The organism is Natrarchaeobaculum aegyptiacum (assembly GCF_002156705.1).
GTDB lineage: Archaea > Halobacteriota > Halobacteria > Halobacteriales > Natrialbaceae > Natrarchaeobaculum > Natrarchaeobaculum aegyptiacum.
The window spans coordinates 2,970,407-2,993,637 of record NZ_CP019893.1; the positions used below are offsets into that span (position 1 = coordinate 2,970,407).

General features: G+C 59.4%; 17 protein-coding genes. 12 read left to right on the plus strand and 5 right to left on the minus strand.

Translation table 11 applies throughout. From position 1 onward, the window contains the following. The first annotated feature begins 38 nt into the window (after positions 1 to 38). Entirely contained in the window at positions 39 to 743 is a 705-nt protein-coding gene (locus tag B1756_RS14460; protein WP_086889176.1) for a hypothetical protein, read from the plus strand. Between the two features lie 103 nt (positions 744 to 846). Here the strand turns inward: B1756_RS14460 and B1756_RS19695 are convergent, their stop codons facing one another. Both B1756_RS19695 and B1756_RS14465 read right to left on the minus strand, forming a co-directional pair. Next, a complete protein-coding gene (locus B1756_RS19695) occupies positions 847 to 1,005 on the minus strand; it encodes a hypothetical protein (RefSeq protein ID WP_186336465.1) in 159 nt (52 codons plus the stop codon). A 142-nt stretch (positions 1,006 to 1,147) separates the two neighbouring features. Continuing rightward, positions 1,148 to 4,120 carry an oligosaccharyl transferase, archaeosortase A system-associated gene (locus B1756_RS14465; RefSeq protein WP_086889177.1) on the minus strand — a complete coding sequence of 991 codons (2,973 nt, stop codon included), beginning with the start codon at positions 4,118 to 4,120 and terminating at the stop codon, positions 1,148 to 1,150. A 298-nt stretch (positions 4,121 to 4,418) separates the two neighbouring features. On the opposite strand from B1756_RS14465, the gene B1756_RS14470 reads away from it, so the two are divergent. The 4 genes from B1756_RS14470 (at position 4,419) to B1756_RS14485 (ending at position 8,890) form a co-directional block, all read left to right on the plus strand. Further along, positions 4,419 to 5,555: a CDP-glycerol glycerophosphotransferase family protein gene (locus B1756_RS14470; protein WP_161493190.1), complete on the plus strand. Its 1,137-nt coding sequence runs from the start codon at positions 4,419 to 4,421 to the stop codon at positions 5,553 to 5,555. A gap of 109 nt (positions 5,556 to 5,664) precedes the next feature. Then, entirely contained in the window at positions 5,665 to 6,591 is a 927-nt protein-coding gene (gene aglG, locus B1756_RS14475; protein WP_086889179.1) for a glucosyl-dolichyl phosphate glucuronosyltransferase, read from the plus strand. 123 nt (positions 6,592 to 6,714) lie between these two features. Beyond that, positions 6,715 to 7,848 (plus strand): glycosyltransferase family 4 protein, encoded by a 1,134-nt coding sequence (locus tag B1756_RS14480; protein WP_086889180.1) that lies wholly within the window; start codon positions 6,715 to 6,717, stop codon positions 7,846 to 7,848. 67 nt (positions 7,849 to 7,915) lie between these two features. Next, complete coding sequence (locus B1756_RS14485; RefSeq protein ID WP_086889181.1) at positions 7,916 to 8,890, plus strand: alkaline phosphatase family protein; 975 nt, start codon at positions 7,916 to 7,918, stop codon at positions 8,888 to 8,890. A gap of 25 nt (positions 8,891 to 8,915) precedes the next feature. On the opposite strand, the gene B1756_RS14490 is transcribed toward B1756_RS14485, so the two are convergent. Continuing rightward, on the minus strand, positions 8,916 to 10,163 hold the full coding sequence (locus tag B1756_RS14490; RefSeq protein ID WP_086889182.1) for a CDP-glycerol glycerophosphotransferase family protein: 1,248 nt from the start codon (positions 10,161 to 10,163) through the stop codon (positions 8,916 to 8,918). Positions 10,164 to 10,815: 652 nt separating this feature from the next. Between B1756_RS14490 and B1756_RS14495 the strand changes: the two genes are divergently transcribed. From B1756_RS14495 to B1756_RS14515, 5 genes are all read left to right on the plus strand, one after another. Then, on the plus strand, positions 10,816 to 11,961 hold the full coding sequence (locus B1756_RS14495) for a CDP-glycerol glycerophosphotransferase family protein (RefSeq protein WP_161493192.1): 1,146 nt from the start codon (positions 10,816 to 10,818) through the stop codon (positions 11,959 to 11,961). A 27-nt stretch (positions 11,962 to 11,988) separates the two neighbouring features. Next, positions 11,989 to 13,449: an oligosaccharide flippase family protein gene (locus tag B1756_RS14500; RefSeq protein WP_086889184.1), complete on the plus strand. Its 1,461-nt coding sequence runs from the start codon at positions 11,989 to 11,991 to the stop codon at positions 13,447 to 13,449. A 97-nt stretch (positions 13,450 to 13,546) separates the two neighbouring features. Then, positions 13,547 to 16,690 (plus strand): PEP/pyruvate-binding domain-containing protein, encoded by a 3,144-nt coding sequence (locus B1756_RS14505; RefSeq protein WP_086889185.1) that lies wholly within the window; start codon positions 13,547 to 13,549, stop codon positions 16,688 to 16,690. Then, on the plus strand, positions 16,687 to 17,343 hold the full coding sequence (locus B1756_RS14510) for a type 1 glutamine amidotransferase (protein ID WP_086889186.1): 657 nt from the start codon (positions 16,687 to 16,689) through the stop codon (positions 17,341 to 17,343). The genes B1756_RS14505 and B1756_RS14510 overlap by 4 nt, the downstream gene beginning before the upstream one ends. After that, positions 17,340 to 18,119: a phosphocholine cytidylyltransferase family protein gene (locus B1756_RS14515; RefSeq protein ID WP_086889187.1), complete on the plus strand. Its 780-nt coding sequence runs from the start codon at positions 17,340 to 17,342 to the stop codon at positions 18,117 to 18,119. The genes B1756_RS14510 and B1756_RS14515 overlap by 4 nt, the downstream gene beginning before the upstream one ends. Before the next feature lie 94 nt (positions 18,120 to 18,213). Here B1756_RS14515 and glmS read toward each other — a convergent pair whose 3' ends face one another. Together glmS and B1756_RS14525 are read right to left on the minus strand one after the other, a co-directional pair. Next, the gene (gene glmS, locus B1756_RS14520) at positions 18,214 to 20,019 is read right to left on the minus strand and encodes a glutamine--fructose-6-phosphate transaminase (isomerizing) (protein ID WP_086889188.1); all 1,806 of its coding nucleotides are present in this window, start codon (positions 20,017 to 20,019) and stop codon (positions 18,214 to 18,216) included. Between the two features lies 1 nt (position 20,020). Further along, the gene (locus B1756_RS14525) at positions 20,021 to 21,178 is read right to left on the minus strand and encodes a sugar phosphate nucleotidyltransferase (protein ID WP_086889189.1); all 1,158 of its coding nucleotides are present in this window, start codon (positions 21,176 to 21,178) and stop codon (positions 20,021 to 20,023) included. Between the two features lie 184 nt (positions 21,179 to 21,362). On the opposite strand from B1756_RS14525, the gene B1756_RS14530 reads away from it, so the two are divergent. Both B1756_RS14530 and aglF read left to right on the plus strand, forming a co-directional pair. Beyond that, positions 21,363 to 22,346, plus strand: a complete 984-nt coding sequence (locus B1756_RS14530) for a GDP-mannose 4,6-dehydratase (RefSeq protein ID WP_086889190.1) — start codon at positions 21,363 to 21,365, stop codon at positions 22,344 to 22,346. A gap of 108 nt (positions 22,347 to 22,454) precedes the next feature. Continuing rightward, entirely contained in the window at positions 22,455 to 23,210 is a 756-nt protein-coding gene (gene aglF / locus B1756_RS14535; protein ID WP_086889191.1) for a UTP--glucose-1-phosphate uridylyltransferase AglF, read from the plus strand. Positions 23,211 to 23,231 lie beyond the last annotated feature (21 nt).

Sequence of the window (23,231 nt, forward strand, 5' to 3'; positions counted from 1 at the left end):
GGGAAAGATTATGCCCTCCGGGCTGTCATCGACCACCCATGGGTGAGGAACGCGGGGAACGACCAGACGCGAGTGAACACGAGGAGTCCGTTACCGACGAACCGAGTGGAGCCGACGGCCTCGAGCCGACCGGCGGGCCGCGACGCGTCGTCTCAGAGGAGAGCGTCGACGACGTCGTCGCGTCGCTCAGATCAACGCAGACGCTCGAGAGTGAGGTGCAGGAGGACCGAACTGATTCCAGCGACGGCATCGAGAACGCACCGGACGACACCAGTGTTGTGCCACCGTCTGAAGACGATCCGTCGACGCCCCAGTCGCCACCGACGCCGACTGCCGAATCTCCTTCGGGAACGGTCGACCTCGACGACCTCTCGGCTGACGCTGGACCGCTCGCCGGACGCCTGCAGACCGATTCCGACGGCTCCATCACCGGGAACGAACTGGCCACCGACTCCGCAGTCGACGCTGAATCCGCGACGGGAACCGGGAACGAGTCAGCGGCTGAAGCCGGCACTGACGGCCGAACTCTCGACCGTGGCCAGCCCAGTGAATCGACTCGAGCAGACGATTCGGGCATCGCCACCAGCGCACCAGACCCCGCCACCAGCGCACCAGACCCCGCCACCACCGACGCTCCGGACGACCCTGCCACCGACGCTCCAGACGCCGCCGCCACCGAGGCTCCGGACGACGACCAGCCATCCGGACTGCTTGCCCGGGTCAAGCAGTTTTTGTTCGGGTAAGGTCTCGAGGAGTTCCGTCAGCCGAGACTCACTGGCGGTCGCCTCAGGCGTCTCCTCTTGGACGGAGAACCGGATTCACTCTTCGCACGTTACCACACGCCCCCTACGCGACGTCGCCGGCCAGCAGTGCCGTGTTCTCCGAGACGACGAATCGGGCAAGCGAACGCTTCGAGTGAGCGTCCATCAGGTGCCCCTCGAGACTTCGGTCGGGCGAGACGTCGGCGTGGCAAATCGGGCACTCGATCGGTGGTCGGGTAGCCATACCACAGCTACATCGTGAGTACGGAAACGTATCTACCCAGCAACAGCCTGTCGAGGTGTAATCACGGAGACTCGTCCTCGACAGTGGCTCACGTCGGCGTCCTGTAGAAACCCGTCGCGGTTACGTGAATACGCGCGCCGCGTTATTCCTCGCCGTCGGCAGCGTCGTCCGCACCGTCCTCCTCACCGCCGATGTCCGCCTCGGCTTCGGGCGCGTCGCCGTCAGCCGCTGATTCACCCTCGAGGTCATCGCCCTCGATCAGGTCGACGTCTTCACCTTCGTCGTCGGCTTCTTCCTCGGGATCGACGTCCTCGAAGTCGACTTCCTCGAGGTCGACGTCGACGGTCTCACCCTCGACGACGGCCCGTTCGGGGACCTCGGTCTCAGCGAGATAGGCGTCGAAGCCGTCGTCCGACGGTACCGTTACCGAAATCTCGTACTCGTCGAGCGCCTCGACGGCGCTGTCGGTGTAGCCGTCCTCGACACCCAGTTCGTCGTTCGTCGCGTGGGCGACGGTCAGTTCGAACGTGCCGTCTTCGTTCACCTCACCTTCCTGCACGTAAGTGAACTGCCGATCCGTGTTCGTCTCGAGATCGACAGTCGCACTCACGGTGGCGTTCTCGGGATCCTCGACGTTCTCGCCGACGGAGCCGGTGAGGGTCGCCCCTTCGACGCGCTCGTAGGTTTTCACCGGTGGGGCCTGCCGCTGGTCGATGATCTCGACGTCGAAGCCGAACTGCTGGAGCTGGGCGACGTCCATCTGGGCCCACTGGTCGGCCATTCGGTTGACGGCGATCAGCGGCTGTCCGTCTTCGGTGACCGCGAGCTGATCCGTTTCTGGATCGATCGCGGCGTAGGTGACGAACGGCGTCGCCTCGCGCTCGTTCTCGTGGACGAGACGGTAGTTCTCCGAACCGATGGCGTCGTCGAAGTACAGCTGCGACTGGATCGTGTCGTCGTATGGAAGGTGGCCGAACCGGTCTGCGATCTCGTCGCGTTCGACCTGCTCGGTCGGCGAGAAGTCCTCCGGCGTCGTGTAGTACTGGTAGTCCGGACCCGTCCACTGGGTGATCGCGTTGAACTTGCCACCACGGATGCCGGGCGTGAGTGCGCTGCCGGCAACCATCTGATCTTCGACCATCACGTACCGAATCTCGGCGTCGGGATCTTCACCCTCGAGCTGGGTCTCGAGTTCGTCCGGCGAGTAATCCTGCGGCGAGATGCCTGCAGCGATGGCATCGAGTGCGAGTTCGGCTTCCGCTTCGGACTGAGACGTCAGGTAGGCGGCCGAGGAGCGAGCGTTCTGCTGGAACGGGTTCGAGTGCGGGATGCGCTCACCCTGAACCGTTATCAGGTGGCCGTAGTCCCACCACGTCATCACGCCGTAGGAGCCCGGCGGGTAGTCGTACTCGCCGTCTTCTGGGTACTCGTAGGTTCCGTAGTAGTCGAACTCGTCGTCGTAGCCCGCGCCGGCCCAGTTACCCGGCTCCGGCGTGTTCTCGGCCAGCCAGTGGTTCGAGTTCTCCCAGGTGTCGGCCTCGCCCGACGGCTGGGCCGCAGCGCCGCGGTCCCACGCCGTCGCCGCCGCGATCGGTGGGAGCAGCGGGGCGAAAAGCAGCATGACGACCATGATCACCGCGATCACCTGGTAGCCTTCGACCTGTCGAAGCGAGTTGAGGCTCCGTGTATAGTCGATGTCGAGGTCGAGCCACCGGATCGCCTCCGCGACGAACACCGCGTTGACGATGGCGACCGGGAGCACGAGGTAGTACGCGAAACGAATCTGGGTTGCGGTCATGCTAACGATGATCAGCGACCAGACGATCACCAGCGTGTGCTCGGCTCGGAGCTGTCGACCACGGAAGGGGCGGGCGACGAGAAGTGCGAGACCAGCCAGCATCGTGAAGAACGCGGTCCCGACCTGATCGGTGACGTGGCCGATGTAATCCGGCGGCCGCTGGGCCTCGGCGACAGTTGCTGCCGTCCCCTGGTCACCGATCGGGAGCATCCGCGACTGGACGTTGCCCACGAACGTGTCGAAGAGATCCGGAAGGACCACCGCGAGCGCGCCGAACGCAACGACCAGGAGGCCAGCGATCGCAGCCGGGTAATACTGGCGCTCGAGGTCGATGCCGTTCCACTGCCGGGCGAACCAGGCCATGAAGACACAGCCGATCGCGACGAGTGCCGCGGAGATGGGCTGCAGGGTGCTGAGGCCGGTGACGCTCGTGCTGATTCCTGGCACCTCGATCAGGAGTGCCGTCCCGATGGCGGTAACGCCCATGCTGATAGCGCCGACGAAGGCTACGTGATCCGGCGAGACGTTCCGGACGTAGTCGAGACAGAGCTGGACGGTGAAGTAGATCGCGAAGATACCGATCAGCGCGATCCCCGGCGGCCACACCCAGATGTAGAGGGTAAGGGCGATTCCGGCGAGGATGCTGTAGAGTGCAGGTCGACGAAGCGCGTTCCAGTCGGCGTCGACCACCAGTTCGTAGATCGGCCGGTCCTGTTCGACGACGCGGAGTGCGACCATCATCGCGAGCACGGCGATCGCCATGAAGAGCACTTCGGCGACGTGGTGCTGGAGCATCCCGGCCGTGGAGCGACCGAGGAACTCGCCGGGTGCGAGTGCGAGGAGGACGACCGAAACAATTCCACCGATCGTCCCGCCGAGCCGTCGACCGGCGAAGAAGACCGGAATCGCGACGAGCGCTGCCATCACCGGGACAGCGAGCAGGGCGACGGTGTAGAGGGTTTCCGTGGAGGGATCGCCGAGCCCGACGATCATCGCCGCGGTCACGATGAGCTGGTCGAACAGCGTGCCGAACTGGCCGACATAACTACCGTCCGGAAATCCAGTCCAGATATCGAACGGCATCGTTCGCGGGTAGTTTTCGGCCGTCCAGTCGATCGCACGCCAGTGATACCAGGAATCCACCGCGGCGAGGGCGGGATTGCCGTCCTCCATCGCGAACCTGTCGTACGCCTGCACTCGAGTCAAAAACATGAAGATCATCACGACCCCGATGATCGGGATGTGATACCACTGATCCCACCGCTCGAGGAGTGACAGGTCCGTCCGCTCCTCTACGTGGTCCGTTTCGGTGCTCATTAGCACTCACGAGTGCCAAGTAGCGAATAAACTTTGTCATCTACTCGCGGCGCTATCAGGTTCTCTGGACTGTGATCGCCCCCTGTACTGTCTGTGCCGCTGACCACTGGCCGACGTTCGGGGATACCCGATTTGAAATCGAGAGACTGTCATAACCCGAATCGCTCGTCGCACTCTCGGTGTCGTCTTCCACCAGTCTGTGTCATCGGAAGGACTTTGCGTTCCCGGTAGACCATCACACTCAATGGGAGGTCTTCGTTCGAGTCTCCGTCATGGTGCCCGACTCGTCGTGGCTCCGGTGGTGTTCGTACTCTCGCTCGTCGTGCCGCGAACCGACCATATATGGGTGTTTATGGCCGGTGAGGGCTCGAGATTCGCCGACAACTCGAAGTACCTCTTCTTGCACTGCGACGAGAAAGCTGACGTGCGGAACGTCTGGATCGGAACCGACCCCGAGATAATCGCAGAGATACGAAACGCAGGACACGAGGCGTATCTGACGAGAAGCCTCCGTGGAAAATACGTCATGCTGCGAGCGGGTGTCTACTTCGAGACCCACGGTCCGATCGCGCCCGAGTATACGGGGACCGCCAGGCTCGTCCACCTCACCCACGGCAACTACCTCAAGGTAATGCTCAACGACCACACCCGCGACTGGCCGTGGCTCCTCGAGTTCGCGGTTGACGTGTTCTTCGAGCGCCGCCGACGGTACGTGGTTACCTCCGACGGGTCGCCGATGGATAATATGATGAGTATGCGTGATGTACCGGCCGAGCGGATGCTGGTCACTGGCTTCCCCCGGAACGATGTTCTCCTGCAAGACGTTCGGGGCGAACGGCTCGGAGTCGACCAGCGGGTCCTCGAGGAGTATCTCCAAGTCGCAGGCAACGGCGATGTCGTCCTGTACGCACCGACCTACAGGGAAGCCTACGGTGAGCGTAACGGCACATCGTTCGCCGAATTCGACATCCCGTTTGCAGCGCTGAACGACATTCTGGCCGACCACGATGCGCACCTGTTCGTCTCACCCCATCCGGCGACGACGTTCGATCACAATCTCGAGGGATACGACCACGTCAGTGTACTCGAGACGGGCGGCGACCTGTATCCGTATCTCGAGCACTGTGACGTTCTCGTCACCGACTATTCCGGAATCTTCTATGATTACCTGTTACTCGATCGGCCGATGGTATTCTATGCGCCGGACCTCAAGGCGTACGAGTCCGACAGGGGACTGTACTTCGACTACGAAGACCACGTTCCAGGTCCGGTCGCGACCGATTCTTCGCAGTTCGTTCAGTCGATTCGGGAAGCAATGGACGGTGACGACAGGTATAGTGACAGACGTGAGCACCTCCGAGACGAGTTTTACGCCGATCCGGATGGGAACGCTTCCGAACGCGTCGTCCGAGCAGTCGTCGAGTGGCTGCAGTGACACTGGAATACTAGCCGTAGACTCCGGTGATTCGGACCCTATTCTGTTATGAGTTACCCATACAAAAGCTTCACAACGCTTATTCTGACCCCTTCTCAACTCGTACCGAATGCAGGTTTCCGTCGTCGTCTGTACGTACGCACCCGAACGCTACGATGACTTCGTCGAGGCCGTCGAGAGCGTCCTCGAACAGACCTACGATTCGCTCGAGGTCGTACTCGTCGTCGACGGGACCGAAGAGGTCTACGAGCAGGTACAGTCGGATTTTGGAGCCCTGGAGAACGTCGTCACACACTGTAACGACGAGAATCGGGGCGTGTCCGCCAGTCGGACGACAGGTGCCGAACTGGCGAGCGGTGACGTAGTCGCGTTTATCGACGACGACGCGATCGCCGAACCCAACTGGGCCGCGGAGTTGGTGGCGGTGTACGAGTCGACCGATGCACTCGCAGTCGGTGGCCGAATGGTCGGGGAATGGCTCGCCGGCCGGCCGTGGTTCCTTCCTGAGGAGTTTTACTGGCTCGTCGGCGTGACCTATCCCGGCTTCGCCGAGGACGGTGCAGAGGTGCGAAACACGTTCGAATCGAACATTTCGTTTCGTCGGGACGTCTTCCTCGAGCTCGGTGGATTCGACCCCGATCTGGGACCGACAGCCGACGAGTACAGTCACTCCGAAGGGGCCGAGATCGGTGCACGATTGCGGGCGACGTATGGTCGGGGAGTCGTCTATACCGCCGACGCGGTCGTTCGACACAAGGTCTTCGAACATCGGATTCAGTTCAGCTGGTTGTGCAAGCGAGCTTTCGAACAGGGACAGTCGAAACGAGCGATGGAACGACGGGACGCTGCGTCGGCTGGTGAAGAATACGGGTATCTGCGGATGCTGTTCACCCAGCATGTCCCGCGACGGATTCGACAACTATTGCAGTCGCCATCGAGCGCTGCTGTGGTGCAGTTCCTGATGATGTTCGTCTTCACTTTGATCGTGGGTGTTGGGTACGTGCACAGCGCTGCAATGGCGTTTAGGGGTGAGTAACTGTCCAATGCAGTGAGAACGACTGCTAGAGAGCCACCGGACACGAAAGCCATCTTCAGCGAGCTAATTTCGCGTGCATTCCAAAGCGGTACGTATTTTCGCTGCTGCACGAAACGAGATGCTATGTCGGATATCGACGACGTCTGCGTCGTCACTCATCCGCTCGGATCCGCGAGCGACAGCCACGCTCGAACGCTTCTTGACGTCATTTCAGCGATCACGTCGGTATCGCTCGTCGCCATCACAGTCTCCGCAGACTCGTCACTACGTGACGAGTATGAGTCCATCCAGATTTCTGAGGAGGGCACTGGTGGGAGCATTCCCGTAGCCGCGGCGCGGTTCCTCCTGTACCAGTTTCAGATGGCACGTGTTATCCGTCGCCGTCCCGAATCGACCGTGCTGTTTTTCGGCGTGACGTCGTATCTCCTCCCGATCATTGCAGCAAAAATTACGGGGAAGAAAGTCGTCCTCCAGCCCCGTGGAGACGTTCCACTCACATTGCGTCTCCAGTGGCAACAGCGTATGCCCAACGTCTTCGCGCGCACTCTGGCGGGATGTGTGTGGACACTCGAGTGGATTGGGTATCAATCGGCCGATGCCATCGTCACGTACACCCCGTCGATGGCCGAGGAACTGGGACTCGATCGATTCGACTACAAACTCTATCCTCACGGGGCAAGGTACGTAAATCTCGATCGGTTCTATCCGCATCGTCCCTTCGAAGAGCGGGATCGCGTGGTCGGTTTCCTGGGTCGACTCGACGAAGAGAAAGGAATCCGGACACTCGCCGAGGTCGCGAAACGGCTACCAGACGACGTTACGTTCCGGTTTATCGGTGACGGAGCGCTTCGGGACTGGCTTGAGGCGGAACTCTCCGAGGAAATCACTTCAGGCCAGGTCGAAATAACTGGCTGGGTCGACCACGATGCCGTTCCCGAAGAGTTGAGCCATCTCCGGTTGCTTGTGATGCCTTCCGCGCCTACTGAGGGACTACCAACAACGATCCTCGAGGCGATGGCGTGTGGGACGCCGGTCTACGCGACGCCCGTCTCGGGTGTTCCGGACGTAGTTCGGGAGGGAGAGACGGGGTTTTTGATGGACGAAGTTGAACCTGCGGAAATTGCTGAAAGCATCACATCGATACTGGTCCGGGACGATCTCGATGGATTGAGCCATAATGCTCGAGTTATGATTGATGAGGAATACAGTTTCGATGCTGCGGTTAAGCGATATCGAGTGATTCTGAGAGATGCTTAAAATGGATCTCACAGGGCGGCCAGTGAAATGAAAGATATTTACCACACCGATATAATCAGTCGCCATAATGACTGTCGTCGTTTTCGGGATTGACGCACTTGATCCGGATCTGGTCGATCCTGACCAACATCCCAACTTAACTCTAGAGACCCACGACCGGATTGAAACAATTAACAGTTCAGCCGGCGAACCGAGCACACATGAGCTCTGGCCGACGATTATTACAGGCCTTTCACCCGAAGAACACGGCCTGAAACTCGACGACGGTGTAGCATGGGAAAATCCTGTACTAAACTTTGGCAGTACGGTCGCTGACTACTTTCTCCCGAAGTCCCTGCAAACGCGAATCGGCGGCTGGCTCCTGACGAATACGGAGACCGATGCATTTCGAACGAACGTAACGTACTACGAGAAAAACGAGCTCTCGACAGTCTTCGACGGCTACGAGTCGAAAGCAATTGGGATTCCAAACTACGTTGTTAATCCCAATGAAGAAGATCGCGAACATCAATTACGACGACAAATGGGTGATCTGTTTGCACGTGATGGTGACGCTATGGGTGGCCACACGTCGTCGGACCCGGATCAGTTCTACGAACTGTGTATGGAGATGTCGATGATTCGGCTCGCTCGTATCCGTCGGGCGCTCCGTAGTCGACAGCATGAACTCGTCTTTGGATATACGAGCGGCCTCGATCTGATCGGACACGTCAGCTACGATCGACCAGCATTACAAGGACGGGCGTACGAAGAGCTAGACGAGTTCGTGGGGGAACTCGTTTCCGATCTAGACGAAAGCAACGAGCTCGTGTTAGTCAGCGACCACGGCCTTCAGGACGGCCTCCACACCGAGGAAGCGATGGTTGCCGCGACTAAACCAGCAATGATCGAGAAAATCTCAAGCGTTCTCGACGTGTGTGAAGCGATAGAATTCGAGCTGGATCATACCGACCATACACCAACTCCACCAAGTGATCAGAGAACTAAATTAGGCGACTCAGACAAAGTCCGAGAACAACTCGAAGATCTCGGATATTTGTGATCGTTCAGAGTTACTCCATCGACGGTTATGTATATTGACTGTCTGGATCGCTTTCATCATCGCAAAACCCCGAAAAAGCCAGTACTTTCTCGACTGTCGACTCCTTCCAATTCGGCAAAAGCACGCGCCGAACGAACGATCGATCCTCACTAAACGTCTCATCACCAGCGAGACAGGTCTCGAGGTGCTCGAGAAACTCTTCTGCTGAATCGATGGTTTTGCCAGGAAAATATCGGTCGTAGTCGAATGCAATCCCACGCTGATCGACAAACTGTTCGTGGCGATCGGTAACAAAAATCACTGGTCGATCGAACGGGAGGAAATCCATGTAAATCGACGAATAATCAGTAACGAGCACGTCTACGTGAGCGAGCAGTTCTAGCGACGATGGCGACCTGTCCTGTCCGGCGTAGAAGATAGTCTCTCCATCGACGAACTTCTCGTAGATTCCACTATCTTCCTCGTTCGGGTGCATGCGGAGGAACAACCGAGCGTCTTGCTCGCGGAGAAAGGTTCGTAACTCTTCCAGTTCGAAGTTCTCGAAGGGAAACGGCGTCGACCGGTACGCACCGTCCTTGTGGGTCGGCGCATAGAGGATGGTATCGTGGTCCGTTTTGAGTTCTTCAACGTCGATTTCTTCAGGAGGTGGGGACGGATCATCGCTCAGAAGCTCTGCGATCCGGTCATACCGTGGATACCCGAGTGTCTCAAAGTGAGCGGGATGTCGCCCTTCGGCACTCGAGCGAAAGAACCGTTCCACGTCTGAGGCTACTGATTGTGCGTCAATCCCTGTGTATAGATACCAGTCGAGGACGGTATTCTTCACCCGTCCAAATAGCGAGGGAGAAGAGTTGTCATTGGCATGCCGCCGATAGGCTTTCGTGATTACACCGTGATAAAATAGCACACAGGTTCGGCGGTAATTTTGCCAGAATAACCGATATCCATGGAGGTGATGTGGGCCTTCAAGTACGACGAGTCGACAGGTTGCAAGTTTGAACAAGAATGAGAACGTGTCTGATTCGACAATCGTAACTTGATCATTGTATGGCGATTCAAGATCGTTGGTGGAAGTGTCCAGTTGATCTTCTTGTACACAAACGTAAATCTGACCGGCAGAGACTTCCGATAACCGGTCCAACAGAGGTTTGACATCAGCGTCAAGAATAGCATACTGGGTGCAAATCATCACGTCTGATCGTTTCTGACGTACGAATAGGTCAATGACTCCAAAAATGATACTTAAGCTAATACGTCTTAGATACTCGACCATCACTGCTTGGTATGACTCAGAGTCGTTCAAGTACTTCGATTCAATGATGGTGTTTATCCCATCCGGCTCTATTCGCTAATAAATTATAATACCTGATACTCTAATGAGTGTCGTGAAAGTCCGGGGAACGGCCATGGTATATCCGACACGAAACTACGCCTATCTTATTTATGAGGATTGATGATCTGGTCGCCGGATATTAGGTCAGTAGCGAGCGGACTCCCCTCCAGTCACTAGCAGCATTTTAGCTAGCGTCACGACAGCCCTGGCAAAGCGGAAAGTTTAGACGTAATTCATCCACCGTTTCTTGCTACCCGGGATTTTTGCATCAGGCCAGCACAATCTTTTGATTCACCAGAGATCTATACGACACTTCTTATTTAGCTACGGCCGAATAATCTCAACAGCTCTACAGCGAAGCACTGTCGTTGAATATAAGCCCTCGAGATGCGATCCTCAAAGTACTATGACTAATCCCCTGCTACGTGCGTATTATATCTCAAAGAATGAAGGGTTACGCTCATTGTTTCGCAAGAGCGTCGATTTTCTTCTAACACCTGTTCCATCTATCGATAATTTAAAATTTGCTGTTAAAGACCGGACCGGGGACTATCCCTGCGATAGAACGATTATGGTAACTCTTCGTCAATCGATGTTTGACTCGGATACGTTATCCGTCGTTGTCCAATCTGTCAAGAGATCTGATATTGATACAGTATTCTTACTGGTTTCGTCGGAGAGTAAATTCATCTCCTCGAATAAATACGCCCTCGAAAGCATCACGGGGTCTGATACTGAGGTGAAAATAATCGAGGAAGGCTCTAGCCACCTTCCGAGTGCCGTTGCTCAATCACAGTTCATCTTCATCCGGAACGGTCCAGAACTCGCTGGCTACCGGTTTGTTAATACGAATTCGGAACGCAAGTTTGTGCGGATATTCCATGGTTTTGCTAAAGCAAGTGGTGGGTTCAGAGAACGAAACGCAGAAAGCGGGGCAGTGAGCACTGTTAGGCTTCCACGCCGATTCCGCCCTATTGACATATATCCTGTTGCGAGTGATGTCGAACTTTTCTATCGATCTGCAGCAGAAGGCATTCACCCGGCTCAGGTGAAAAAATGCAGCTACCCGAAATACACTCGGCTTAAACGGCTACGGACTGGAAAAGATTCCCCCATTCTGCCAGAAAAGACAAAAGAATCACTCGGTAATGATGGTTGTAAATCCCGTATTCTGTATGCGCCTACTCATAAAGGAACTTACGAACCGACAGAGTTATTCCCGTTTTCCGATTTCGATCTTCAAGTGCTGCGGGAGCAGCTCGAGTCGTTAGATGTTGTCCTTTATATTAGAATGCATATTCATGAAGAACAAGCGGGCATTTACGACGAATATATTGACGGCGACATAATAAAATATGCTGGACACGGATTCTCTCCCTCAGCGGCCGAAATCCTTCCCGAATTTGATGTGCTCATAACGGATTATTCGTCAATATACACGGAGTATTTGGCACTAGATAGACCAATTTTATTCATCATTGACGACACGAATCCCTACTGGACTAACAAAGGCCTTGCTTTCGATGATGAAAAGTATACTCCTGGTCCTAAGATATCCGACTTTGAAGACTTCTTGCTAGAACTAGAAAACCACATCACTGATCAATCCAGATATTGTCGTGAACGAGAATTTGCGATAAATTCACTCGTACCTGATCGAGATATCGATTTCCTTGATTGCATACTCGACAACTGTATAGAGGGAAAACCAAATCGCAGTAGAGATATTGTCCAGTAGGTCCTCGGAAAGATACGCTCTGCACTTATGAATATTGGACAGACATCACTGATCGTCTTTCTCTCAAAATTGGCAGGGTCCGCGTTAGGATTCATCGCAACGATTTACTTTGCTCGAGTGCTCGGAGCGGAAGTTCTCGGAATCTATGCTGTGATCATGTCGACTGTTGCTTGGTTGCAAACAGGCGGCAAAATGGGGATCGCGAAAGCGACGAATAAGCGTATTAGCGAAGGGGAAGACCGTGGAAAGTTCCTGGTTGCAGGAATAGTTTCCCTGGTATTGTTTATTACTGCTATTTCTCTTGTGGCTATTGCAGCAACGCCATTTATTGAATCGTATCTCAGTGATTTTGAGAATTACTCTCAAACATCGGTGGTCTACTTCATATTGCTGTTGTTGGCTATTAAGTTAGTGTTCATATTCGTGCTGGAGGTCTTGAGGGGGCTGCATATGGTGCATATCGCTGGACCTCTAAAACCAGTCAAAACCGCCACCCAGAGCATTATTCAGTTGGCACTTGTTTTTGCGGGTTTGGGTCTTATCGGAATGCTGTTAGGATATTTTATCGGGGCAATTATTGTGCTGCTGGTTGCCGGAGTCTTCCTCAAAATCCGCCCAGCGAATCCGACTTCTACTCATTACCAGTCTCTTCTTAACTATGCGAAGTTCTCCTGGCTCGGTGGACTAAAATCACGGGCACTAAACGATGTGGACATACTAATTCTCAATGCGATGGTCGCCACCGGGTTAGTTGGGATTTATTCCGTCGTCTGGAGTCTTTCGAAGTTCCTCGACCTGTTCAGCAGTGCCATTGGGGAAACAGTGTTCCCAGAGATAAGTAAAATCAGTAAACAGCAGGAAATTGGTGAAGTAAAATTACTTATCGAAGATGCCGTTGCATACGCCGGCTTGATTACGATTCCGGGTCTAGTTGGTGGTGTCGTGATTTCCGATCGGCTGTTGCAGATTTATGGCCCGGAGTTCGTCCAAGGTGTAGAAATCCTCTGGATGTTGCTTCTAGCGGTCCTCTTTTTCAGCTATTATCGGCAATTTCTCAATGCGCTTAATGCTCTTGATTTCCCAAACTTGGCATTTTTTTCTAACATCGTGTTTGTAGTGTCTAATATCGTCCTGAATGTGATATTGATCTGGAGATTTGGCTGGATCGGTGCAGCAGTGGCAAGCACCCTTTCGATATTGATCGGACTGGTAGCGTCGTATCTCTTACTCATACGAATTGTTACAATTGAAATCCCGGCGAACGAGATTGGACGTCAATTAGTTGCTGCTATTGCAATGGGTGCAATCGTGGCCATTACTCGGGGAACGATTGAATCAGCGGGCCTAATTGAAAATAATACCATTATCGTGCTGGGGCTCGTTTCACTTGGCACTATTGTTTATACGGCGACCTTGTATCAGATATCTCCGAAATTCCAGACGACAGTCGAACGGAATATCCCCTTCAACGTACCATTCCGACAGTAACTTCAGAAAGTGTTTCCAACGGATACTGTACAATCAGAAGCTGTTACGATTATTGATCCACAATTGATATATATGATGGAGCGAAATCACCGTCAATATGACCTCGCCCCTTGTGGTATTCTTAGGTGCCGGCCGTCCCTTCTCCGGCACCGAACCATCTGCACTCCGCCACACAGCTGGCGACCGTCGAGTCCTCGACTGGCTCATCGATGCCTTCACCTCTGAACTCGAGTCCCCCGAACTCCACTTCGTCGGTGGCTACCGCCTCGAGGAGATCGTGGAGGAATATCCAGAGATCCACTTCTCGAGAAACGAAGACTGGGAAGACACAGGGACTCTTGGGTCTCTCCTCGAGGCGCCCCTCCAGAGCGACCGCCCTACCTACGTCTGTTATGCCGACGTGGTCTTCCAGGCGGACGTCGTCGACCGACTCGAGCAAGCTACTGCCGACGCCGCCATTGCAGTCGACGAACGATGGCGAACGCGCTACAGTGCTCGATCGGACGAGAGTCGCGAACGCGCCGAAAAAGTTCGATACGAAGGAGACCATATCGACCGCATTTCGAGCACGCTCGAGCCCGCCTCGGCCGATGCGGAGTTCACGGGGCTGGCACGGTTCTCCCCGGCTGCGATCGAGTTCCTGTTCGATATCGTCGACCGTGGTCTCCTCGGTCCGGAGAACGCCCTCCCGGATCTCGTGACGGCGCTCTCGCTGGCCGGAATCGACCCGCACCCAGTCGACGTCGACGGACACTGGGCTGAACTCGAGACCGCGGCGGATCTCGCCCGGTTCGTCCTCGATACGAAAGCCAATACTCTCAAACGACTCGAGTCGATGGTCACCGAGAGTACGATCGCACCGCAATATACGTTCACGGTCGAGGAGTTCGCGACCGACCCGGCGACAATCTTGGCAGACATCCGCGAGGCATTCGACGTCGAGGTGATCGTTCGCTCGAGCACGCTCGCGGAGGACGGCTGGGAGCATTCGAACGCCGGTCGGTTCGAGAGCATCCTCGACGTCCGGCTCGAGGACGAGGCGCTTACGGACGCGATCGAGACGGTGATCGACTCCTACGACGACAACCCGGACAACCAGGTCCTGGTCCAGCCGATGGTGGAAGACGTCGCCGCGAGCGGTGTGGCGATGACGCGCACCGTCGAGGGAGGAAGTCCGTACTACGTGATCAACTACGACGCGGCGACGGGGAGCACGGTGACCGTCACGGACGGCACCGGCGACGAGATTCGGACCGTCGTCGTCCGCAAGGACGCGGTGTCGTCGTTCGCGAGCGACGTTCCAGCATCCGACGATGACTCGACCCCCTCGCTCACCTCCGACGGTGGAACGGTCGCCCGACTCGAGGGCGACTCCACGATCGCCGGTGATCCGGCGCTCCGGCTCCCGTCGGTGCTCCGGGCGATCGACGAACTCGAGTCGGTCGTCGGGCACGACGGGCTCGACGTCGAGTTCGCGGTCACTGACGACGGCGAGGTGTACGTCCTCCAGGTGCGACCGATGACCGTGGACGCGGGCGAGCGGTCGGTCGACGACGACGCCGTCGTGCGGGCCGTCGAGGCGGCCCGCGAAACATTCTGCGAGAGCCAGCGATCGTCGCCGTTCGTCCTCGGCGACCGGACGATCTTCGGGGTGATGCCGGACTGGAACCCGGCCGAGATAATCGGTCGCAGTCCGCGCCCACTCGCGGAATCGCTGTACCGATACCTGATCATGGACGAGGTATGGGCGACCCAACGCGCGGAGTTCGGGTATCGAGACGTCCGCCCGCAGCCGCTGATGCAAACCTTCGCCGGCCAGCCGTTCGTCGACGTCCGCGCGGATTTCAACTCCTTCGTCCCCGCGAGCGTCTCCGACGAACTGGCCGCGAAACTCGTCGACTACTACCTGACCCGACTCGAGGACCGCCCGGAACTCCACGACAAGATCGAGTTCGAAATCGCGCTGACGTGCCTCCCGTTCGATTTCGAGTACCGGGCCGAACCGCTCCGGGAGGCGGGCTTCGACGACGACGAACTCGCGGAGCTTCGCGAGGGACTCGGAGAGATCACCCGCGGGGCGTTCGACCGCGTCGAGAGCGGGCGTGATATCGCGGCCGTCGAGGCGCTCGAGGACCGGTACGAACGGCTTCGCGAAGCCGACCTCCCTGACCTCGAGGCCGCTCGGCGGTTGCTCGAGGACTGTCGGCGGCTCGGAACGTTACCGTTCGCCCACCTCGCGCGGTCGGCGTTCGTCGCCGTCTCGCTGTTACGATCGCTCGAGCGCAAGAACGTCCTGAGCGACGACGACGTCTCGAGATTCCACAACTCGCTGTCGACGGTCGCCCGCGAATTCGAACTGGACGGCTACCGCGTCGACACTGGCGACCTCGCGTTCGAGGAGTTCGTCGACACGTACGGCCACCTCCGGCCGGGAACGTACGACCTGACGTCGCCGCGGTACGCGACCGATCCCGACGACTACCTTCGGCCGACCGTCGAAGCAGCGACCGCGCCCGGAGACCATCCCGACCCGCGGGACGTCTGGGACGAAGATACGAAAGCCGAGATCGAACGCGAACTCGAGGCGATCGGGCTCCCAGCGGAGTGCGAGCGCTTCGTGACGTTCCTCGAAGAGGCCATCGAGGGACGGGAGTATTCGAAGTTCGTCTTCAGCAAGAACCTGAGCGAGGCGCTCGAGCGGATCGCAGCCTTCGGCGACGGGAACGGGTTCGACCGCGAGGAACTCTCCTACGTCCCCATAGAGGAGTATCTCGAGCTGACGACCAGTCCGCCGGCCGAGGATCTCGAGACGTGGCTCGAGCGGCGGATCGACGAGGGTCGCGGGCGGCACGCGATCGCCCGTGCCGTCGAGTTGCCGCCGTTGCTCTGTGACGACGCTGACTTCCTGTGTTTCGAGCGACCGGCGCGGGAGCCGAACTTCGTGACGACCGAGATGGTTCGGGCGGAACTCGCTGAGCCCGACCTCGAACCGGACGTCGACCTCGACGGGAGGATCGTGATGATCCCGCAGGCCGATCCCGGCTACGACTGGCTGTTCGGATACGACGTCGAGGGATTGATCACGATGTACGGCGGGACGAACTCTCACATGGCGATCAGAGCCGCCGAGTTCGAACTGCCTGCGGCGATTGGCGTCGGCGAGTCGCTGTACGAAAAGCTCAGTGGCGCGTCAGTGGTTGAACTGGATTGCGAAGCAAACACCGTCGAGACGATTCGATGACTCGGCCCCGAATCGGACTCACCCAGCGCGTCTACGAGGTCGAGGCCTACGAGGAGCGACGCGACTGTCTCGATCAGCGGTGGGGACCGTTCGTACAGTCGTTCGGCCTCGACCCAGTCCCGCTTCCGAACCGGGTCGAGGACGTTGCAGGCTACGTCGATCGGCTCGAACTGGACGGCGTCGTCGTCACCGGTGGCAACGACTTCGCTCACCTCGAGGACGGGACGAACGTCGCTCCGGAGCGCGACGAGTTCGAGCGGACGCTCCTCGAGGCCGCGATCGATCGCAACCTCCCAGTCCTTGGCGTCTGCCGCGGGTTGCAGCTACTCAACCTCCACTTCGGCGGTTCGCTTCGCGACGTCGACGGACACGTCGCGAAAGAACACGAACTCGAGGTGGATCCGAACGCGACGGCCCTCGAAGACGTCCCCCGGACCATCCCGGTCAACAGCTACCATGGGTATGGCATCGGCGAGGACGACCTGGGCGACGGCCTGCGCGTCTGTGGGCACGTTTCGGACGGGACGATAGAGTGGGTCGAACACGACCGCTATCCCATCACGGGGATCATGTGGCATCCCGAACGCGAGTCACCATCGTCCGGGCTGGATCGGCGCATTATTAGGTCGCGTCTCCCAACCGAAACTGTATGAGCACGGGGACGACGGCCATCCACCTCGCTGCCGGCGAGGGGACGCGACTCAGGCCGCTGACGAACGATCGACCCAAGCCCCTCGTAGAACTCGGCGGTACCTCGCTGCTCGAGCGAAACGTCGAGACGCTCGAGCGTGCTGGCGTCGAGAACCAGATCGTGGTCACGGGCCACGAGGGTGACCAAATTAGGGATCTCGGCCTCGAGACAGTCCACAACGGGGTATACGACGAAACGGAGATGGTATACAGTCTGTTCAGGGCCGCAGACGAGTTCCCTGAGGAGGGAGCCGGCGACCTCATCATCTCCTACGGCGATATCGTCTACGAACGGGCGATCGTCGAGGAACTGCTGGCCTGTGACGCCCCGATGTGCATTGTCGTCGACCGCGAGTGGCGAGCCCTGTGGAACGCCCGGTTCGACGACCCGCTCGAGGACGCAGAAACCCTCTCGCTCGATGGCGAAGGCCGAATTCGTTCGATCGGAGACACCCCCTCTGGCTACGACGACATCGACGCCCAGTACACCGGCCTCCTCAAAGTGCGGAACGATCACGTCGAGCCCCTGATCGACGTCTACCGCGATCTGGACGATCAGCAGGACGGCTACGTCTCGGTCGACACGACCGCGTTCCTCCAGGGGTTGATCGACGACGACTGGCACCTCCAGGCCGTCCCGGTCGACGGCGGGTGGCTCGAGGTGGACACCCTGTCCGACCTCGAGCACTATCGCCAGCGATACGAGGATGGGTCTCTCGACGAGTTCATCTCGCTGTGAGGTCCCCCACTGACGTCGTTCGCCTGACTGGACACCGGATCAGTCCGAAACGAAAAACCGACAACCCCCAATCACGGTCGTTCGTCGTCGGTCGTCACTCGACGGTCACGCTCTTGGCCAGATTCCGCGGCTTGTCGATCGAGCGCCCCTTCAGATTGGCGACGTGGTAGGCGAACAGCTGGAAGTAGACGTTCGCCACCAGCGGTTCGAACAGCCCGACCGACGGAACCTCGAGCGCGACGTCGACCGATCCCCCCTCACCCGCCGATGAAACAACGCCGATAGCGGGTGCCCCCCGCGTCTGGGCCTCGACGACGTTGTGCATCGTCGCCTCCCGTTCCGCAGCCTCCGTCAGGACCGCCAGAACGGGCGTATCGTCGTCGACCAGCGCCAGCGGGCCGTGTTTCAGCTCGCCGGCGGCGAACCCTTCGGCGTGATCGTAGGAGATCTCCTTCAGTTTCAGCGCGCCCTCGAGGGCCACGGGATAGCCGAATCGCCGGCCGACGAAGAAAAACGACGACGCGTCCTGATACTCGCGAGCCGTCTCGAGCACCTGCTCGTCCTCGTCGAGAACCTGCTGGACGGCTCCCGGGAGTCCTCGGAGATCAGCGAGGACGTCGCGAGCCTCGGCGGCCGACAGCTGGCCGCGCTCGCGTCCCATCCGGACGGCGAGCAAGGCGAGCGTGGTCACCTGCGAGGCGAACGTCTTGGTCGCGGCGACGCCGATCTCGGGGCCGGCCCGGATAAAGGCCGTCTCGTCGGTCTCCCGCGTGACGGTGCTGCCGAGCGTATTGGTCACGGCGAGGGTTCGAGCGCCGGCACCCGCGGCTTCCCGGATCGCCCCCAGTGTATCTGCGGTCTCACCGCTCTGGGTGACTGCCACGACGAGCGTGCGCCAGGGGTCTCGTCCCCCATTGAACCGGTACTCGCTCGCGATTTCGACGCTCGTCCTGACGTCTGCGAGTTCCTCGAGCAACTGCGCGCCGTAGAGACTCGCGTAGTAGGAGGTTCCGCAGGCGACGAACTGGACCTCCTCGAGCGAATCCAGGTATCCCTGCGGGAACGAGACGTCGAGGTCCACGTCGCCGCGGTCCCGATCTACCCGACCCGAGAGCGTCTGTCGGAGGGCAGCGGGTTGTTCGTGGATCTCCTTTCGCATGTAGTGGTCGTAGCCGGCCTTCTCGGCGGCGTCGGCCTCCCACTCGACGGTTTCGATCGCTGGCTCCACTGTCCCGCCGCCCCGATACACCGTCACCGACTCACCCTCGAGGGCGACCAGGTCGTCGTCTTCGAGGTAGGTCACCGACCGCGTGTGCTCGAGGAACGCCGTCACGTCGCTCGCGAGGAAAGAGCCGTCATCCCCGTGTCCAATTACGAGCGGGCTCTCGTGGCGGGTGGCGACGATTCGATCCCGACCGGCGCGGACGGCCGCGATGGCGTAGCTCCCATCGAGTCGGTCGACGACGGCTTCGAGTGCCGACAGCAGGTCGTGGCCGCCCTCGAGTTCGCGCTCGAGGAGGTGGGGGACGACTTCGGTGTCCGTATCACTGGCGAACGCGTAGCCGTCGGCCTCGAGTTCCCTCCGCAGGGCCTCGTAGTTCTGGATGATCCCGTTGTGGACGACGGCGACCTCGCCCGACTGACTGCAGTGGGGGTGGGCGTTTCCGTCCGTGGGCGGGCCGTGGGTCGACCACCGCGTGTGGCCGATGGCTGTCGTCGCGCCGGGCGCGTCGGGGACCGACAGTTCGCCGACCTCCCCGGCTCGCTTCGCGACCGTCAGGTCGTCCCCGACGAGCGCGACGCCCGCGGAGTCGTACCCCCGGTACTCGAGGTTCTCGAGTCCAGCGGACACGAGCGGTCCGGCCGCCTCGTCTCCAGTGTAGCCGACGATTCCGCACATGTTAGCCCCTCCTGACGACCGCATCCGGTTCGATCCGACCGCCGACGGTTGCCCCCGCGTCGACGACTGCGCCGTCGCCGAGCACGGTTCCCGGTTCGGCCGTTACCCCTGCCCCGACGACGGCGTTGTCACCGACCACGGCTCCGAGGGCGATGCCCTCGTGGACCTCGCCGTCGACGACCATCGTCGCGCCATCGCCGGTGAGCGTGGCGTTCGCCCCGACCCGGGCGTTCTCGCCGACGATCGAGTTTCGGACGACCGCACCCGCTTCCACGACGGCGTCGGGGAGAACCACGGCGTTCGAAACCACGGCGTTCGCCTCGATCGTGACGTTGTCACCGATGGCCGTCGCGCCGCCGATCGTCGCGTTCGGCCCAGTCGAGACGTCCTGGCCGAGCACGCTATCACTCGGGGCCAACTCTCGACCGCTCGAGCCACCGTCCTGGTCGACCTGTGCGGCGTTCACGTCGAGCAGATCCCAGAGGTGGGAGACGTCGAGCCAGCGACCGCCGTACCTGACCGCTCGCATCGACTCCTCCTCGACGAGGCCCTCGAGCGTCGTCGTGATCGCGAGTTCACCGTCTCGTGTCGGCGTCTCGCCGATCGCGTCGAAGATCGAGGGCTCGAAGCCGTAGACGCCGGCGTTGATGAGTTCGGCGGTCGTCGACACCTGTGGCTTCTCTTCGATTTCGGTCACCGTCTCGCCCTCGAGGGTGACGATTCCGTACTCGCTCGCCGATTCGGAGCGCGTGACAGACAGGACCGGTTCGCCGGTTGCCAGCAGTTCGTCCCGGACGCGTTCGACGAGGTCGGCGTCGACGATCTGGTCGCCGTTGAGCACCACGAACGGTCCGTCGACGCGTTCTCGTGCCTGTTCGATCGCGTGTGCAGTCCCCAGTTGCGACGCTTGCTCGACGTACTCGATGTTAACGCCCCAGTCGTCACCGTCCCCGAAGTAGTTCCGAATGCGTTCTTGCTGGTAGCCGACGACGAGGACGATCCGGTCGATACCGGCGTCGACGACCGACTCGAGGACGTGTTCAAGGATCGGTCGGTTCGCGACTGGAACCATCGGTTTCGGTCGCCGGTTCGTCAGTGGCTCGAGCCGGCGACCTTCGCCGGCCGCGAGGACGACAGCCGGCACGTCGCTCTCGGTCATGCCTGCTGGTCTCGGGCGAATAACCGAATACTTGATGGTCGCGTACACGCCGGTGGCAGTCGGGGGTGGAGGGGGCAGGGCTCGGTCGACGCTCGACCCCGGGTACCGACGACGCGACCGAGACCCGGGACCGTCCAGCGGCTGCTTCGTAACAGACTAGTGACCCGCCTCCGTCCACGGGGGTATGACCGTGCTGGTAACCGGCGGGGCCGGATTCATCGGCTCGCACCTCGCCGAGGCCTTCCTCGAGGACGGACGCGAGGTCGTGGTGATCGACCCGCTGGACCCGTACTACGATACGGACATCAAACGGCGAAATATCGACCGCTGTCGGTCGGTCGGCGGCGACCGCTACGAGTTCGTCGACGGCTCGATCACCGACGAGGCCCTCGTTCGCGATCTCGTCTCGAGTCGAGACGTCGAGTACGTCTTCCATCAGGCCGCACAGGCGGGCGTTCGGACCAGTGTCGAGAATCCGAAGAAGCCCCACGAGATCAACACGACGGGGTTGCTCAACCTGTTACTCGCCGCCGAGGAGGCGGGTGTCGAACGGTTCGTCAACGCCTCGTCGTCGTCGGTCTACGGCGAGATGGAGTATCTCCCGTACGACGAGGATCACCAGAACGTGCCACAGAGCCCCTACGGCGTGACCAAGCTCACGGCCGAACACTACTGTCGCGTCTGGACCGACGTCTACGACGTCCCCACCGTCAGTCTCCGGTACTTTACGGTCTACGGGCCGCGGATGCGTCCGAACATGGCGATCACGAACTTTACGTCGCGCTGTCTCAACGGCGAACCCCCGGTCATCTACGGCGACGGGCAACAGACCCGGGACTTCACCTACGTCGACGACATCGTCGAGGCCAACCGCTCACTCCTCGAGACCGACGCGGCCGACGGAGAAGCGATGAACGTGGGTTCGACGGGCAACATCACGATCGAGGAACTCGCCGAACACATCGTCGAGGAGACGGGTGCTGACGTCGACCTCGAGTACGCCGAGGCGAAGGAAGCGGACGCTCGCCACACGCACGCAGACGTCTCGAAGGCGACGGACCTGATCGGCTACGAACCGACGACCACCATCCGTGAGGGCGTTTCCAGATTCGTCGACTGGTACCGCGAGAATCGTGACTGGTACGAACCGCTCGTGTTGAACTCCTGAGTCAGCGAGCGAGCGTCTGCACCAGTCGGTGGTTCCTCCCCGTCGTCGAGTGAGTCCGGTACTCGCGGAGCCGAAAGTATTTGGCCGCTGGTTCGGATCTTTTTGGGTATGCAAGCTGTCGTGTTGGCCGCGGGCAAGGGAACCCGCCTCCGGCCGCTCACCGAAGACAAGCCGAAGGTACTCGTCGAAGTCGACGGTAAGCCCCTGATCGAGGACGTCTTCGACAACCTCATCGACATCGGCGTCACCGAGTTCGTCGTCGTCGTCGGCTACCAGAAAGAACAGATTATCGAGCGCTACGGTGACGATTACGAGGACGTTCCGATCACGTACACCCACCAGCGAGAACAGCTGGGGCTTGCCCACGCCATCCTCCAGGCCGAGCCGTACGTCGAGGACGATTTCGTTCTGATGCTCGGGGACAACATTTTCCGGGCGAACCTCGGCGACGTGATCAACCGCCAGCGCGAAGACCGGGCCGACGCGGCGTTCCTCGTCGAGGAGGTCCCCTACGAGGAGGCCTCCCGCTACGGCGTCCTCGACACCAACGAGTACGGCGAGATCGTCGAGGTGATGGAGAAGCCGGACGATCCACCCTCCAATCTCGTGATGACCGGCTTCTACACGTTTACGCCCGCAATCTTCCACGCCTGTCATCTCGTCCAGCCCTCCGATCGCGGCGAGTACGAACTCCCGGACGCAATCGACCTGCTCATCCAGTCCGGGCGAACCATCGACGCGATCCGGATGGACGGCTGGCGGATCGACGTCGGCTATCCAGAAGATCGCGACAGCGCAGAAGCGCGCCTCGCGGCCGAGTCCGAAACCGGAAACGGTGCCGAACCGTCGACGACTGCCGAATAAGACCGCAGCGAATTTACAGCC

Excerpts from the sequence above, each read along its gene's own strand:
- B1756_RS14460 (WP_086889176.1), top strand. The coding sequence starts at position 39 with ATGGGTGAGGAACGCGGGGAACGACCAGACGCGAGTGAACACGAGGAG.
- B1756_RS14495 (WP_161493192.1), top strand. The coding sequence starts at position 10,816 with ATGTTTGACTCGGATACGTTATCCGTCGTTGTCCAATCTGTCAAGAGA.
- B1756_RS14500 (WP_086889184.1), top strand. The coding sequence starts at position 11,989 with ATGAATATTGGACAGACATCACTGATCGTCTTTCTCTCAAAATTGGCA.
- B1756_RS14480 (WP_086889180.1), top strand. The coding sequence starts at position 6,715 with ATGTCGGATATCGACGACGTCTGCGTCGTCACTCATCCGCTCGGATCC.
- aglG (WP_086889179.1), top strand. The coding sequence starts at position 5,665 with ATGCAGGTTTCCGTCGTCGTCTGTACGTACGCACCCGAACGCTACGAT.
- B1756_RS14490 (WP_086889182.1), bottom strand. The coding sequence starts at position 10,163 with ATGGTCGAGTATCTAAGACGTATTAGCTTAAGTATCATTTTTGGAGTC.
- B1756_RS14505 (WP_086889185.1), top strand. The coding sequence starts at position 13,547 with ATGACCTCGCCCCTTGTGGTATTCTTAGGTGCCGGCCGTCCCTTCTCC.
- B1756_RS14530 (WP_086889190.1), top strand. The coding sequence starts at position 21,363 with ATGACCGTGCTGGTAACCGGCGGGGCCGGATTCATCGGCTCGCACCTC.
- B1756_RS14525 (WP_086889189.1), bottom strand. The coding sequence starts at position 21,178 with ATGACCGAGAGCGACGTGCCGGCTGTCGTCCTCGCGGCCGGCGAAGGT.
- B1756_RS14485 (WP_086889181.1), top strand. The coding sequence starts at position 7,916 with ATGACTGTCGTCGTTTTCGGGATTGACGCACTTGATCCGGATCTGGTC.
- B1756_RS14465 (WP_086889177.1), bottom strand. The coding sequence starts at position 4,120 with ATGAGCACCGAAACGGACCACGTAGAGGAGCGGACGGACCTGTCACTC.
- aglF (WP_086889191.1), top strand. The coding sequence starts at position 22,455 with ATGCAAGCTGTCGTGTTGGCCGCGGGCAAGGGAACCCGCCTCCGGCCG.
- B1756_RS14515 (WP_086889187.1), top strand. The coding sequence starts at position 17,340 with ATGAGCACGGGGACGACGGCCATCCACCTCGCTGCCGGCGAGGGGACG.
- B1756_RS19695 (WP_186336465.1), bottom strand. The coding sequence starts at position 1,005 with ATGGCTACCCGACCACCGATCGAGTGCCCGATTTGCCACGCCGACGTC.
- B1756_RS14510 (WP_086889186.1), top strand. The coding sequence starts at position 16,687 with ATGACTCGGCCCCGAATCGGACTCACCCAGCGCGTCTACGAGGTCGAG.
- glmS (WP_086889188.1), bottom strand. The coding sequence starts at position 20,019 with ATGTGCGGAATCGTCGGCTACACTGGAGACGAGGCGGCCGGACCGCTC.